The organism is Coleofasciculus sp. G1-WW12-02 (assembly GCF_040219735.1).
Taxonomy (GTDB): Bacteria; Cyanobacteriota; Cyanobacteriia; order Cyanobacteriales; family Coleofasciculaceae; genus Coleofasciculus.
Genome location: NZ_JAVJRX010000171.1, coordinates 1 through 16,518 on the forward strand (window position 1 = coordinate 1; position 16,518 = coordinate 16,518).

7 protein-coding genes and 1 pseudogene are annotated in these 16,518 nt (G+C 47.4%); 4 read left to right on the top strand and 4 right to left on the bottom strand.

The genetic code is table 11. The features are described from left to right. Positions 1-174 precede the first annotated feature (174 nt). The gene (locus RID09_RS27200) at positions 175-381 is read left to right on the top strand and encodes a hypothetical protein (protein ID WP_446339044.1); all 207 of its coding nucleotides are present in this window, start codon (positions 175-177) and stop codon (positions 379-381) included. Further along, positions 378-638: a ParE family toxin-like protein gene (locus RID09_RS27205; RefSeq protein WP_446339045.1), complete on the top strand. Its 261-nt coding sequence runs from the start codon at positions 378-380 to the stop codon at positions 636-638. Before RID09_RS27200 ends, RID09_RS27205 begins: the two co-directional genes overlap by 4 nt. Before the next feature lie 26 nt (positions 639-664). On the opposite strand, the gene RID09_RS27210 is transcribed toward RID09_RS27205, so the two are convergent. The 3 genes from RID09_RS27210 to RID09_RS27220 form a co-directional block, all read right to left on the bottom strand. Beyond that, positions 665-3,427 (bottom strand): CHAT domain-containing protein, encoded by a 2,763-nt coding sequence (locus tag RID09_RS27210; protein ID WP_446339046.1) that lies wholly within the window; start codon positions 3,425-3,427, stop codon positions 665-667. Between the two features lie 311 nt (positions 3,428-3,738). Next, the gene (locus RID09_RS27215) at positions 3,739-10,125 is read right to left on the bottom strand and encodes a two-partner secretion domain-containing protein (protein ID WP_446339047.1); all 6,387 of its coding nucleotides are present in this window, start codon (positions 10,123-10,125) and stop codon (positions 3,739-3,741) included. A gap of 636 nt (positions 10,126-10,761) precedes the next feature. Beyond that, on the bottom strand, positions 10,762-11,979 hold the full coding sequence (locus RID09_RS27220) for a DUF790 family protein (protein ID WP_446339048.1): 1,218 nt from the start codon (positions 11,977-11,979) through the stop codon (positions 10,762-10,764). Between the two features lie 100 nt (positions 11,980-12,079). Between RID09_RS27220 and RID09_RS27225 the strand changes: the two genes are divergently transcribed. Next, on the top strand, positions 12,080-13,072 hold the full coding sequence (locus RID09_RS27225; protein ID WP_446339049.1) for a tetratricopeptide repeat protein: 993 nt from the start codon (positions 12,080-12,082) through the stop codon (positions 13,070-13,072). A 568-nt stretch (positions 13,073-13,640) separates the two neighbouring features. Here the strand turns inward: RID09_RS27225 and pckA are convergent. Next, entirely contained in the window at positions 13,641-15,308 is a 1,668-nt protein-coding gene (gene pckA, locus RID09_RS27230; protein ID WP_446339050.1) for a phosphoenolpyruvate carboxykinase (ATP), read from the bottom strand. A 923-nt stretch (positions 15,309-16,231) separates the two neighbouring features. On the opposite strand from pckA, the pseudogene RID09_RS27235 reads away from it, so the two are divergent. Beyond that, positions 16,232-16,518 (top strand): annotated as a pseudogene (locus RID09_RS27235) (RNA-guided endonuclease TnpB family protein); the annotation flags it as partial.

Below are 16,518 nucleotides of genomic sequence, written 5' to 3' on the forward strand. Positions count from 1 at the left end.
TTATCGAATGCGTCGGGTAAGAGTTAGCAATTTCAGGTTAATTTTGTTGAAGAATCTGGAATTTTTCTATTCTGCGCATGAAAACTTCTACTTTTCCCCTTCAAATTAGCTTCTCAAATTAGTTTGTGAGAAATGCGGGTATAATTTAAGAAAATTTCTAAAAAAATAGGGCTTATGACTGAGAGTGACTTAAGGGAAATTGAACTGGCGATCAGTCAGCTTTCGGATGAAGAGCTGGTAAAATTTAGGACTTGGTTTGCTGAATTTGATGCAATCAATTGGGATCGGCAATTTGAGACAGATGTTACGGCGGGTAGGCTCGATGCACTAGCCGACAAAGCCTTACAAGATTTAGGAAAAGGAAAATGTACTGATTTGTGAAACACCACGCCACCCCCGATTTTTGGTATTATTATCGACAGCTACCCGCTGACATCCAAGACCTTGCCGATAGATGTTACGAGCTGATCAAACAAGATCCTCGATATCCCTCACTACACTTGAAGAAAGTTGGTCGGTTTTGGTCGGTTAGAGTCGGTTTAAACTACAGAGCGATTGCAGTCAAACAGGATAATGATCTAGTTTGGTTTTGGATCGGAACACACGCGGAATATGACAAGCTATTAGGCTCAAAATAGCGATCACCGAACCTAAGGCTCATCACTCAAAACCAACTTCCAACTAAGACATAGGCAGCCCAGAAGAGGGGCGCTTGGTAGTCGGCGTTTTGTAACATCGCCTGCTGCGCTAGTTGTAGGGCTTCGGCGCGAGACACTCCCGGTTGTCCTAAATGTTGGTAGAAGGCTTCTGTGAAGGTAACACTGGATTGATCATCCAAACTCCAGAGAGACGCGATCGCACTCTGTGTTCCTGCCTGAATCGCGGCTCCGGCAATTCCGAGTACGGCTCGATTGCTGCCTGTGGCGGTTCGGCAGGCACTGAGCAGGAGGAGTTCAATCCCTTGGGTTGTGGTGGACTGTTGGCGGCGAAATAATTGGCTAAATTGGTCTAAGGGGATCTTCCCGTCAGCCGCCAGAATAAAGGTGTCTTCTGGCTTTTCTCCAAATTGACCGTGAGTGGCTAGGTGTACGATGTCGAAAGTAGAGCGCTCCAGGCGTTGCTCTAATGCGGTTTTGGTGAAATTTTTGTCCCGGATGAAAGCAACAGGAATGCCTGCGGCTTTTATTTTGTTTAACTCGCGATTGGCATTGTCTAAGGTGGCGAAGTTACCCTCCTTTGGCGGCGGTTCAGTGAGACTGACAGCTAGCACATCCATCTGGTTTCGCTCTAGCCGATGGGAATCGCGCACTTCTAGCCCCAAAACTAGGGCAGTAGCATAGGTTTGAACCAGATAGGTTTCCCCGTCGTAAAGCGCTGCCATGGGAATATTTCGCAGGGGTTCATCCAGGACAAAAATTAGGGTTTTGATCCCGTGGCGTTCCAGGTAGGGGCGTGCTGGTTTGATTAACCAGTTGTAGAGGGTTTGCCCATACTCCTTGTCGAAGTAAGCGAAAGGTTCTTGGAGATCACGGCGGAATAGTTTTACGGTGGCTTCCACATTTTGGCGGGATACGTCAGGGGAGCGATAATGAACCAGAGGAGTTTTTTTGCCCGGTAACTTGAGGATGACTTCGATGCGGTCTTTGAGTACAATCGGGTAAATAATGGCAGCCGTTGGGTCTTTTTCATCGACTACTTGGTCAACTGGTACCGTTGAATCCAAACAGGCGGATTGAAAGAAGTTTTCCAGTTCTGCCACCTGTAATGCCTCCATCACATCACGGGCTTGTTCCAGGTTCTCTTGGTTGGGTTTGCTGGTTCCTTGAGGGGATAGGAGCAAGTCTACGAGTTCCCGATAGACGGGTTCAACTTCGTCTCGGAACGTAAATTTGATATCGGGGTTGGCGGCAACTAAGTCTCCTCTCAGGAGTTTCAGGGTTTTGTAGGCGCTAGTGTAGGCGTTGGTGGCGACTTGGGGTTTATTCTGTGCTTTTAAAAGTCGTCCCAGTTGCCACTGCCATTGATAGGCGACTTCTGGGGGAATTTTGGCTTGTGCCAAGGCTTGTCGGGTAAGGCGTTCGGCGTCCTGCCATTGTTGGGCTGTTTCGTAGAGGTGTCCCAGGTAGCCGAGGGCATAGGATTCGGCTACGGTGTCTTTGAGGTGTTGCGCCTGCTGTTGGGCGTGGGCGAGAATCTGGGCGATTTCTGGGGCAGATAGGCTGGGGTTCAGTTGGCTTTGATGGTGGGTGAGGGTTTGGGCAAAGTGGATTTGGGCATAGATGGCGGGGCGAGTGGTGGGTAGGTGTTGGGCGAGTTCCTGGAGTTGGGGGATTAAGGTAGTGGCGGGTTGCTTTTGGTTGGTTTCCAGGAGTAGGTCGAGTTGATTGACAGATGCCTCAAATTGTGCATTGGGGGAAATGGCGCTGGCAGCGGCTTGTTGATAGTAGTCGATGGCTAGCTCATTCTGTTCTTGGGAACGAGCGGTGTTGCCTAAGCCGAGTAAGGCGGCGCTGATGTCGGCGGGGGAGTTGAGGGTGCGGGCGATATCCCGACTTTTCTGGAGTGTTTTCTGGGCTTGTTCGGGGCTACCGAGGGAGCGGAGTAGGTTACCTAAGTTGGCGTAAGCGGCGGCTTTGAGGGGATTGTCGGGTTGGGTTTGTAAGGTGGTTTCGAGTTGCTCTAGGGTATGGCGGGCGCGACGGTATAGCCCTAAGGCTCGCAGGGCGAGGGCTTGGTTAATTTGGCTGCGAATGATGCCCGGTTCGTCGGGGATTTGGGTGTAGAGTTGGGTGGCGTGCTGCCAGGTTTTCAGGGCGGCTTCGGCTTGTCCTTGAGCCAGTTGCAGGGTGCCTTGGGTGTTGAGGGCTTGTGCCTGCACCCGGAGACGTTCTGGGGTATTGGGGGGGATGGTGTCTAGGAGGGCGAAGCTTTGAGCCATGGCGTGATTGGCTTGATTCCATTGTGCCAATTCCTGATGGGCGAGTGCCAGGTTGCTTAATGTCATTGCCTGGTTGAGGGGTTCTCCTTGAGTCTGGTAGGCGGCAGCGGCTTGTTGCCAAGCGTCTAGGGCGGCGGCAAATTGTCCGGCTTGATAGTGGGTTTTGCCTTGTTGGAAGAGGTTGAGGGCGTTGTTGGAGGTAGGGAAGGGGGAAGAATTCAAAGCCTCTCTCCTTGTAGGAGAGAGGTTTGGAGAGAGGTTTTCCAGATCCCGTGAGGAAAGGGAACGAGGGAGGTTGGGGGGAATAAGGGAGGCTGGGGGAGAGGTTACATGAGTCGTATTTGATGTCAGGGTGTCTGTCTGGGGGACAATGGCGGTAGCGGGAGTCCAGTCTAGGTAGAGTTTCAGCAGGGTGAGGCTGAGACCAATGCCAACGTAGCACAGGAGTTTGTACAGTTTTGGGCGGCGGGTTGGTTGGGATTTGGACATTTTATAAGTAGGGCTGCTGAATAAGTATTGTGGTGGAGGTAGGTATTAGGTTTTAGGTTTTCCTGTGAATCCTTCACGCATCATGGCATCACCTAATCAGGAAAAATGTACTATTGCTTCCCCTAGAACACCAGTCCAGTGGTTACTGGACTGACGCTCTAGAAGGGCGGGTTTATTTAAGTTATCAGTTGTTGCCATAAGTTATCTGTAAAACCCGCCCCTACACCCCCGGCTTCCTCTGCTCCCCCGGCTTCCAGACGTTCCACCGGAACGTCTCTACAAACCCGGCTTCCCCTGCTCCCCCGGCTACATTAGCGCCCTCCCTGACAAGATGGGTGGGGTTGCCATACTCCCTGAGAATTGGCGGTTGGTACATTGGCGACCAGGGTAATGTTACCTTGTTCGTCAATAATCCAGCCTTGGGCTTCTACGATGGGTTTGGGGGAAGCGGGGGGAGTTGGGGTTGGGGTTGGCTGGGTGGCTGTGCTGTTGACGGGAGTGCCTAAGTCGGCTAGCGGTTGTTCTGGGGTGAGGATATCGGTGGGGCTAGGGGGGAGTCCGTCGCGTCCAGTTACGGTAAATTCATTCTTACCGCTTTGGCTGGGTGAGCAGGTTTGGTCGAGTTGAGGGGCGGCGGTGTCGGTGGGGAGTTCGATTAGTCCTTGGCTGGGGTCAATCACCAGGGAATTGATGGTGATTTGACCTGGGGCACCAAACTCGGAACTGGCATCTATATCATTCGTGCGGTTACCGTCTATCGCTTTCCGTTCTTCGATGCCGTAGATACCAAGGGGGGCAGTAATGGTGATGTTGCCGCCATTACCCCCTGCGGCTTTAGCAATGATATCGCTGCCGTTGCTGTTGGATGGTAGGGCAAAGAGAATGCCATGGTTGGCGGTTAGGTTAATTTTGACGTTACCGCCATTGGCATCGTCAAAGGCTTCGGCAGAGATGAGGCTTTCGTTATCTAGGCGCAACCAATCTGTGAGATTCAGGGTGATGTTGGCGCCTTGTCCATTGCCTCTGGTTTTTGCTGTGATTTCTCCATTGTTTAGGAAGAGAGTCTCGGCGTTAATCGTGACATCGCCTGCGTTACCTTCATCCCCAGTTGCCTGTGCTGATATGCTGCTGTTGTTGAGGGTAACTGAAGTAGCAGGATTTTCTCCTTGGTTGAGGTTGACACTACCCGCTTGACCTGTTTGAGTAGAGGCAGAAATGCTGCTGTTATTACTAAGGTTTAGACTATTTAAGTTTCGCAGGGTTATATTGGCTGGGTTGCCAGTGCCTCCAGCATCAGTTTCGGCGGTGATTTCACCATTATTTAGAGTAACGGTGCTAGCCGTGATATCGACATCACCGGCTGTGCCAGAACCATTTTTACTACTAGCGGCAACTTGCGCTCCTTGCTCGATAGATAACTGTTGAGTATTAATCCTGACACCGCCAGCATTTCCGCCTTGGGTGGCTTGTGCCAATACTCCTGCGGGAGAGTTAGTTCCATTTGAGTTAGTAAATGTCCCACTGAGCGCCACTGTATCATTGGCATGGATACTCACACTGCCGGCTTGTCCACTTTCAGTCGAAGAAGAAATCAGACTATTGTTGAGTGTTACTAATTCGGGAGCATTGATGGAGACACTGCCAGCTTCTCCACTGGTACTTGAGGATGAGATTAAACTGTTATCGTTGACCGTGACTGACTCTGTTGCCTTTACGGTGACGCTACCGGCTTGACCCGTCTGAGTGGAAGCGGATATCTCACTGCCATTGCTAAGGGATAGATTCGTCAAACCTTGTAAGGTGACGTCTCCGCGCTCATTTCCTGAGACATTACTAGCTGAGATTTCGGCACCATTGTCTAAACTTAGTCGAGAGGTGTTGAGAGTGACACTGCCCGCGTTACCTTCATCCCCAGTTGCCTGGGCTAGCACCCCTCCTTGCTCTGTTCCCTCAAAGTTAAAAGTGCCGTCGAGGGTGACTTCATCAGCAGTAATCTCGACATTGCCTGCCTTGCCTGTATTGGTAGATGAGGAAATGCGGCTATTATTCACCTGTAGAGTGTTCAGTTCTCGTAGGAAGATATTACCTTGCTCTGGTGTACTTGTTCCACTATCCGTTTCGGCTGTGATTTGTCCGCCGCTATTGAGGGTAACACCACTAGCAGTGATATCGACATTACCGGCTGTGCCGGAACCATTTTTGCTACTAGCGGCAACTTGCGCTTCTTGCTCAATAGATAACTGTTGAGTATTAATCGTGACACCGCCTGCGTTACCACTCTTGGTTGCTTCTGCGGCTAAGCGACTATTACCACTCAATGCGACAGTGCCTCCTGAAGCTTCGACTGAAATATTGCCTCCAGTACCACTTTCAGTGGAAGCGGATATCTCACTGCGATCGCCTAATTGTAGAGATGATAAATTCTGTAGTTGAATATTACCGCCACTACCTTCCTCTGTGGTTGCCGTGAGCTTGGCTTGGTTAGAAAGAAGCACGGAAGGGGCATCAACTGTGAGGTTTCCTGCGGTTCCATCTCCGGTGCTGCTGACGGTGGCTTGGGCATCATTGAGAGTCAATTGTCGAGTTTTAATAGTTATGCTGCCAGCATCACCCTCCGCATTCTGTTCGACTGCACTGGAGATTTGACCTCCTCTTAAGGAAATCTCGTTGTCGGCTGTAATTGATACATCTCCTGCTTTACCTGTACCGCTAGTTGTTGCATCAAGCAGGGAACTAGTGAGCGACAGCGAACCTGTCTCGATATTAATGCTTCCACCTTCACCTGAGCCGACTGTCGTACCCAAAAGGGTGCTGTTTGTAATCGAAGTATTGCCAGTTGCTCTCAGGTTGATTTCCCCTGCGTCTTCGGATTTGGTAACATCATTGACATTATTTGTGGTTGTTAGTTGGCTGTTATCAATTGCGATCGCTTGAGGACGGATACCTGTATCGTTGTCATAATCTTCACTGGAACTAGACCCAACAAAAATACGACCAAAATTTCCATCTGCCGAGATTTTACTTTTATTAGCAATTGAGATATTTTCGCGGGCATTGATAAATATATCAGCAGCAAAGTCAGAACCCTCATTTTTAGCACTCACTGTAGCCTGATTCAGTGCCACTGACCCCTGAGTAGCCTCGATCTGAATTGTTCCATAGCCGCCTACATTGTTCTGGCTATCACTGGTAACTCGGCTATTTTGATGAATCAGGACTTCTGGAGTCTCAGGATTATTAGAGCGACCGACGGCTAGTAAGGTAATATTACCGGGAGCAGACTCAGTACTGTTGCTGTCAGCTTTCACCACAGCATCATTACGCATCTCGATGGTTCCGGCTTCCACTGTAATAGTGCCAGCAGCATCCTTGGCATTGTCTGAGTTCACAATACTAGAGATTGTACTGTTATCCATAAGCACCCTACCCTCTGTTGCTGTAATCTCAATCTTTCCTGCCTGCCCTTCGCTGCTGGTATTACTAATAATTTGACTATCATTGAACGTGACTAGACCGGAGCTAGTGATTGTTACATCGCCTGCTCGGTCGTTACCTTTGGTGTCACTTAAAATCCGACTATTGTTGAATGTGAGATCTCCTGAGCTGGTAACAGTGACATCTCCCGATTGACCTGCCTCACCAACATTCAAGGACACTTCTTTAAAGGTGGGGTTTTTAGATGTGTCTTGTCCTGTGGGAAGTTTCACTGTCAACTGCCCACTGGTCACAATCTTGATATCGGTGAGCGATAAATCCCCAAAACCTCCTATTGCAACATCCCCAGCTTTTGCGTTTGCCGAAGAAGAGAGGGTTAATATCTCTAGATTGCTCACATTGTTTCTAGCTTCTAGAGTAACCTTGCCACCATCTCCTGCGGTTCCTCGATCAGAGACAGAAAAGGAGTTAAGGACTGGTGAACCCTCTCCTAAAATATTCCCCTCTCTAGCACTGAGAGAAATTGCTCCCCCTGTCCCACTATCGCCAGATTCTGAGTACGAGTAGGAGTTCACATTGCCTATATCAATGTTGCCGTTATTAGTGGAGATATCTACAGCTCCCCCTGTTCCACTATCGCCAGATTCTGAGTACGAGTACGAGTTCATACTGCCTATAGAAATGTTGCCGTTGGTAGTGAAGATATCAATGGCTCCCCCAGCTACACTATCATTGCCCGTTGCACGGGAGGAGAAGGAGTAGAGAGATCCTGTGGTGATATTTCCATTAGCCTCTAGAGAGATCGTCCCCCCACCTTTATCCCCACCGTTGAGAGACGATGTATAGATGTCGTTACCGTTAGTGTTGATATTTCCATTAGCCTTTAGAGAGATCGCCCCCCCATCTCCGCCTAAAGAGAAGGCGTCTAGCTGCCTTGTGGAGATATTTCCACCAGCAGTTAGAGAGATCGCTCCTCCATTTCCCCCACTCCAGTTGTTGGAGGCAAGATCAATAGAAAGATAGTTAGAAGGGGAATATAGCTTTTGTGTGGAGATATTGCCACCAGCAATTAGAGTAATTCCCCCTCCATTTCCTTCCCCAGAGGTGCTGGAGTAGAGAGACGCTGTGGCGATGTTTCCACGAGCATCAATTGTTATAGAACCACCATTCTCCCCCGAACTAAACCCACCCCTGAAAACATTAATGTCGCCAACTGTAATATTGCCTGCTGCCAATGCGGGATTAGGTTGATACTGGTTGGTTAAAAAAACTGTTCCTCCATTTCCATTATCATTAATAACATTGCCTGTAATTTTGATATCCGCACTTGTCCCCGTTCCATCAATATCTGGAGGATTGTTAGTATTAACATTATCAGGATTTCCAGGAATACCAGACACAGTAGTTCCCGCGCGAATATCCAACGTCGGTTCCTTCTTACTATTAATTTCCACCGTTGTTCCATCGGAGAGAGTAACTGTTTCCTGAATTCCATTAGTAGCGTCCGCGTCTGTAATCTTCACATTACCTACAATCGTGACGCTGCCACCCGCGAAAATATGTAATGAACCTCCTTGAAAAATGGTACACCCACTGATACAAGAAGGCAAATTATCTGGCTGCTTAATCCAAAAACTGCCACCACTCCAGTAATGAGCGTTGCCTCTGACAGTACCCGTTGCCAACAGCGTTAAATCTCTGCCCGCTCGAAGCTCACCCGACAAATTGAGGTCACGTCCAGCCAAAGTGAGGTCTTGCCCTGCTTCTAAATTCCCCCCTTCTATATTCCTACGCGCATTAATTGTGATAGAACCACCATCCTCTCCAGAACTACTCGTATCAATGGTGCTAACTTTAATATTTCCACCTGTCAACGCATAATTAGGCTGATACTGATTGGTTAAAAATACCGTTCCTCCATTATTAGTAACATTGCCTCCAATCGTGATATCCGCGCTTGTCCCAGTTCCGTTAATACCTGGAGGATTATTAACGTTAACATTGTCAGGATTTCCAGGAGTACCAAACGCAGTTGTTCCCGCCCGAATATCCAGCGTTGGTTTCGTCTTACCATCAATTTCTACTACTGTTGTCCCATCAGAGAGAGTAACTGTCTCTACAATTCCATTCTCAGCGTCCGCACCTGTAATCCTGATATTACCTTCAACCGTGACGCTACCACCCGCGAAAATATGTAAGGAAGCCACTGTATAACTCTCAAAACTGACATCCCCACTCGCCCGAATCACCGGATCATTAGGGCTTGAAAAACTCCCCAGACTACTATCCAACTGCTCAATCCGAAAACTCCCCCCACTCCAATAATGAGCATCACCACCTACAGGATTAGCGGAACGCAGCACCATATCCCCACCAGAAAACAAGCCACTATCGGGATGATTCAAGGCAAAAATATCAACCGCCTGGTTCCCCTGCACTACCAATTCATCACCCGCCTCAGCAATGAACGGATTACTCACACTATCTCGAATCTCTACCGTATCCGTTGCCAACAGGGTTAAATCCCTCCCCGCTTCTAGCTGACCTGACAACCTGAGACGATTCCCGACTAACGTAAGATCTTGCCCTACCCCTAAATTCCCCTGATTAACAATCTCGGCTTGAGGCTGACTCGCCCCATACTGCAACCCCGGAGTAACATTAATCGTCAACAACGGCGGCGCTTCTGGATTCGTCGCACTAAAACTACTCCCATCCGAGAAATTAAACCCATTTCCCGTAGAAGCCACAAACGAACCCGCCACATCCAGCCGCGCATTCGGTCCAAACACAATCCCATTGGGATTCACTAAAAATAAATTCGCATTTCCCAATACCCCCAAAGTCCCCAAAATATTCGAGCCATTCCCCCCCGTCACCCGACTCAGGATATTCTCAATCCCCCCAGGATTGCCAAAATAAACCTGTTGTCCGTCTAATACATTAAACTCACTAAAGCTGTGGAACAAATTGACCCCTCGCGCTGCTCCACCCTCAATCCGATCAATCTCTACACCTTCGATAAAGCGAGACCCTTCACTCCCCAAGGTAGCATCCGGGATAATCTGAGCCGACACTGGGTTCAATAAGATATAAACACCCAGTTTAACCACTAACCCACTCACCAGACAAAACCGCATACTCATCGTAGTTAAACTCATCAGAGCCATAAATAAATTGATTGATTCATTAGTAGCCGTATGTAGCGATAGAACTGGAGAATGAAGCAATTGAGGCATTTCTGCTTCAACCCAATATGGCACTCCTGATAAGCCTGAACTTGTCTACGTTAACGCCGTGAATGTCTCTAAACCATCAGACTATAAACATCTAATAGCGATCTATGCACCCGTTGTTCTTAATTGTTCCTTCTCGCTGTCCCCAAGCAGCTAACTTGGGTTTGAAGTTTTCCTCGCTTTCAACTTATTATAATCATCCTTTTCCAGATATAGGGATATTCCCGATTTCCATGGGTAGAGACGCGCCATGGCGCGTCTCTACATCAATGATCTGTCTAACCGCCAAGGCGGTTGCTATACCCTGGCACCATGACGCCGTAACCGGGAACCATACTGGGGCGCAAGCCTTGCATACTGGGGCGCACGTCGGTCATTGGTGTCAACTTAAGCGGAAAAACCCAAGCAATACCTTGACTCTACCCCTCCCTAACCCTCCCCTTATCAAGGGGAGGGTTAGGGAGGAAACATTTCCCCCCCTACCCCCCTCGTTCCCCCCTACGAGGAGGGGGGAGGACAGAGGATGCTTCGCTTTTTTTGCACGGGGGATTAAGGGGGGTTAAGATTAAAACGACGAGATTCAAAGTCTTATAGGGAAAGCTTTTCACCTTAAGTTGACGTTGACACGGATGCACGTCGGTGCGCTCCTACGGTGATCACTGTTCATTGATCTAATATCTCCAGTACCGCCTTGGGTGATAACTTATCTTTAAACCAAATAATTTGGGCAGGCACACGTTCCAGCTTAACCCCAGCTTTATCCAAGTTGAGTCGCTCAGAAATTGCCAAAATCAAATTATCACAAGCCGCACGCCGGACTTGAGAAAATTTCTTTTGCAGGTAGTCGGGACGCCAAAACCCAACAATTTCTAACAACATATCTCGCCCGTCGGGATGCACCAGGCGAAAATCAGGAATCATCACACTCCCAGGAATCGGAATCAGATCCACTTCTCGCTCCAGTATCCACTCCGTTTTCAGCGAGTCCCAACGGTTGGCAAAGGATGCCTCAATCATACTGTCGTAAGGCTTGCCGGGGGGATAATGGGTGACCAAACCACACTTATCGTTGAGACTGAACCGCCCCGTTTTCCGAGTTCCGGTGTAGGGATCACGCATTTGTAACGTGGCTTTGAGACTCCAACGAGTAACATGAAGCAGGGCAGGAATTAGTTTAGCGATCGCAAGTCCATACCGGGTACTGGCTTTAAATAAACTGGCAGGTCCGTCAATGGTAATGGTAAACCCGTGATCCGCATCGCCTTCGATATAAGTCATTAAGCCAAATAACTTTAAGTAACGAAACAGTAATTTATACTCTCCTGGTACATTACGATGAGCATTGAGAATCATCTCAGAGGCTTTGTAGAAAATACCTTGAACTTGAGATAAGTTGTAACGGTGCAGCAGGGCTTCCGGAGCTGGATCATCAAACTGGGTGAGAATCCGATTTTCTGGCAAATCCGCATAAAGCCCCGTCCGAATTTGCGAAGGTAGCACTTCTTGATGTAATTCTTGAGTAAGCCTACTACTCAGGGTTTCTAGGGTAGCTTCCGTCGCGGCGCGACAGGGGAGGGATTGGGCAGATAGGGTAAAAACTCGTTGTCGCAGTTCTTTCGGTTCAAGGGGGCTAACGATTTCAAAGGTGCTGAAGTTATTTTTTAGCAGATGCGCCAGTCCCCGTTTGAGGCGATAATCAGGACTATCCCCTTCTAATTCAGAAAGCTGGCGATCCAGTTCACCTTGGGTATGACCAACCGCCTCCTGAAAACAGGTGATTAAAGCCGTGGCAATATCACAGGTTCCTTTGTTAATCGGCAACCGCTTGGGAATGATCTCTTCCCCATTTTGTCGATAAATTAGCAGTGGTGTGGGTAACATGAACTATTTTGTCTTAGTCATTGGTCATTAGTCATTAGTCATTGGTCATTAGTCATTAGTAACCACTTAACTATCCGTTACACAATTTCAAGATTAAACTATGGGTACAACATTATCGATGAGGCAGAAACCTGCCCATACTATCTACAGAGTGCTAGAGTGCAGACCTGATAGCTATAGAGATTGGTTAAATCAAGGACATGGATTACGAGATGAGGGGCGCTATGAAGATGCCCTGACCAGCTATAATCGGGCTTTGGACTACAAGCCCCATGATTTTTGGGCGCTGTACTGGCGAGCCGATGTTTTAGATGCGTTGGGATACTACTCGCAAGCGTTAAGTAGTTATGACCAAGCTTTAGCCCAAAAACCCACCGATTACTGGAGTTGGTGTCAACGCGCCCAGGTATTGCGGGAGTTACAACGCTACGAAGACGCGATCGCAAGTTATGATCAAGCCCTGGATACTCGACCAGATGACTATTGGGCTTGGTACAATCGGGGACGGGTCGCCCTAGAAGATTTAGATTGGTATAAGGAAGCGATTACCTCCTTTGAGGAAGCCCTGAAGATTCGACCGACAGATTACTGGAGTTGGTATCGCTTAGGTGACGCCCTGCGACATTTGGCACGCTATGGAGAGGCAATTGCCAGTTACGAAAAAGCCTTAGAAACCCAACCCGATGATTATTGGGCGTGGTATCGACGGGGAGATTCCCTGCGACGTTGGGGACGCCCAGAAGAGGCCCTGGCTAGCTATGATCAGGCGTTGGAGATCAAACCCACTGACCCCTGGAGTTGGTATCAGCGAGGTGAACTGCTGCGGAAACTGGGTCGATATACTGAAGCCGTGGCGAGTTATGACCAAGTATTAGCCTCTGATCCAGAGGACGAATACGCCTGGTACAACCAAGCCTGTTGCTATGCCGTACTGGGAAATCCGGAGGGTGCGATCGCGAGTTTACAAGCAGCGATTCGCCTTAACCCCAGTGAATACCTTACCTTAGCCAAAACTGACTCAGATTTTGATAATCTACGGAGAAATGAGTCCTTTGAAGCTTTGCTCAGGGGTACAGGAACAGATAAGGGATGAAAGCGTTTTTAAGGGCAGTAGGGGCGGGTTTCACTATTCTGGTTTTTTTCCCGCCCTGATGTGACTCGCGCCCGCCCCTACCGAAGTTTTCAGGTTTGAGAGAGATAAAGAATTAGGCTCTCATTTTTCTGTCCTCGGATGAAGGATAAGGAATAGGTATGAAAGGTGAAAGTCAATTCATGAGTCAACCTTGAGACTTTTCTATTCTGGGCAAGAAAGACTTCCCAAGCCAATTTTTTATGATAGTCTAGTGTAGTCTAGTCCTTCTATGTGCCCAGCGATCTCTCACGCTTGGGTTTCCTCAACTCTGGAAGGCTATGCATCTCTACATACTTCCCCTATAGGGGCGGGTTTAGTACAGTTATCGGTTTTTTCCAAAACGTTATCGGTAAAACCCGCCCCTACAGACCTAACTGGAAATGTAGAGACGTAGCATGCTACGTCTCTACACGATGGATAATGGGTTTGCTTCAATTGACACCAAGGACTGTTATGCACCCTTACCCGTTCAAGTTCTTGTCCACAACAACCCTAAAGTAAAGGTTGTTGCGGCAAAAACTGGGAACAGTTACTCAAAAACAGGTGCAGCTTCCTTCACTTCACGCGGCGCATTGGGAAACTTCTTGAAGTTTTCGACAAATCGTTTCGCCAAGTCCTTCGCTTGTTTCTCGTAGGCTTGGGGATCACTCCAGGTATTTTGCGGATCGAGAATGCTGCTGTCAACCCCAGGAACTGTTTTTGGCACTAAGATTTTAAAGATGGGATGGTGATAGAATTTCACCTGTTCCAACTCCCCACTTAACGCTGCAGCAACCATGGCGCGACTGTCTTGAATCCGGATGCGTGTGCCAACTCCATAAGGTCCACCCGTCCATCCTGTATTAACTAAATAGACATTGGCATCGTATTTGACAAGTCGCTCAAATAACATCTCTCCGTAAAGTGTTGGCGACAGGGGAAGGAATGGTTGACCGAAACAAGCAGAAAATGTGGCTTGGGGTTCAGTAATTCCCCGTTCTGTACCCGCTAGTTTGCTGGTGTAACCTGACATGAAGTGGAAAATTGCCTGATTGTTGGTCAGCTTAGCAATGGGTGGTAATACCCCAAAGGCATCTGCGGTGAGGAAAATGACAGTTCGAGGATGACCACCAATACCCGGAATTACACAATTGGGAATATAATCGACCGGATAAGCGACTCGTGTATTTTCAGTGAGGCGACCGTCATCATAATTAGGAATACGGCTTTCTGGGTCAAGAATCACATTTTCCATTATTGACCCAAAGCGAATAGCTGACCAAATCTGAGGTTCATTCGTCCGCGACAGCCGAATAGTTTTCGCGTAACAGCCTCCTTCAAAGTTGAAAATACCCCGTTCTGACCATCCATGTTCGTCATCCCCAATTAGATGCCGTGTGGGATCTGCCGATAAGGTTGTTTTCCCCGTACCAGAAAGTCCAAAGAATAACGCGGTGTTCCCTTTTTTGTCCATATTTGCGGAACAATGCATGGGCAGAACATCGCGCTTAGTCATCAGATAATTCATGAATGAGAATGCCGATTTTTTGATTTCACCGGCATAGCGCGATCCGCCAATTAAAACCAGCCGTTTGGCAAAGCTGACGACAATAAAGGCTTCACTATGGATACCATTAATCTCTGGGTCTCCCTGTAAACCCGGAATTGCAATGATGGTTAATTCGGGTTTATGGGTGCTAAGTTCCTCTGGAGTGGGGCGGAGGAACATTTGATGAGCAAACAAATTTTGCGAGGCGAGTTCGTTAATAACTCGTACACCCAGGCGGTATTGCGGATCAACACCGACATATCCATCAAAGATAAACAGATCTCTGCCTTGCAAATAAGCCAACATCTGTTTATAGAGTAAGTCAAATTTTTCCTGTGAGATGGGAACGTTGACTTTATTCCAGTTCACTTCCTCATGCAGCCCCGGCTCATCAACGATGAATTTATCCGCCGGAGAACGTCCGGTGTATTTGCCTGTTTCTACACAAAGAGCGCCATTGGCAGCAAGAACGCCTTCATGCCGTTTTAGGGCTTCTTCGATAAGCTGGGGAACCGGGAGATTGTGATACAGATGACCAAGGTTCCTTAATCCCAGAGATTCTAGTCCATAACTCTCATCATTCATTTGAGTCTTGACTTGGGACAAGGTTTGATAGACGTGATTCAAAGTTTTCAGTTCAGATTCCAATTCGTAAGTATTTTCGTTCATATCAGCACCTTCTACACTCTACAAGGGTGAACTTGCGTTTGCCATAAGAAATATTTCCTAGGTTTATTTGTATCAGAAAAATCGTACTGTATTTTACGAATTCACAATTATTTAAATTAGTTAATATTTTTTTTTGACTTTTTGTAACTAAAAATAAGTATCATTATTCTTGTTGCTTAAACCATAGATTTTGTCAAGTTTAAACAGTGCAAATATCAACGTTTAATGACAATTCAGCTTGGCTAATTCTCGGTAATATATTATGCTTACAAAAAGTATAATACGTAATGGTCGGAACAGAGCCATGTTCCTCGGTTTATCATGGCTAGTTAATTTAGCTCTTCCGTATTTAGAGTAATCACCTATCGTATTATAGAGTAAAAATCCTAGAAAATGGTAACAAAAACTACAAAAAAAGAGCCATTCAAGACTTAAGTTTTATCTAATTTGGTAATATAGCAGTAGACACATCGATTAGGACAAGCGAACTGTTGTTCCAGAGGTTCCGCCGGAGGAGTCTCTACCATAAGATGTGTCCTAACCGCTATGGCGGTTGCTATACAGCAGATTTGGTGGTTGATGAGGTACAGCCTCAAGCAAGATACCTGACAACTCCTACGAAGTCGGGGATCTGTCTGTGTACCTCACTTACTACCAAAAGCGCTGTAAGACCTTCACTTTTAGGGGATGAATTACCAGAAAATATGGATGTATCTATGCATAAATGATGACTGTTTTGGCAGACACTAAATGATAGAGGTTCCCACGGAACGTCTATATTTCTTACGTCATAAGCGATGGTGCAGGCTCCCTCGTGATTTATCCGAGGGATGAAACCGAGCAAGTCGTAAAGACAGCGGGATTTATCCCGCAATAACATTCTTAAGTGATATAATATAACCCTAAACAAGGAGGTAATATTATTGTACGGTTGTCAACAAGTATTATTAGATCCAAATAAAGAGCTAGCCGCAGTTCTAGAGTTTATTTGCGCTGAAGCGAATAACCTAATGAACTGCGGCATCTATTATGCTCGTCAAATCTGGTTTAAGCGTCGGCGAATTATCGGTAAATATGACTTAGAAAAGGAGTACAAAAACAACAAGCACTTCCAAGCCCTCTATTCTCAAGCGGCTCAACAAGCGCTAAGAACAGTTAGCGAATCCTTTAAGTCCTTCGATGGTTTAATAAAGGCGTTTAGAAAAGGAAA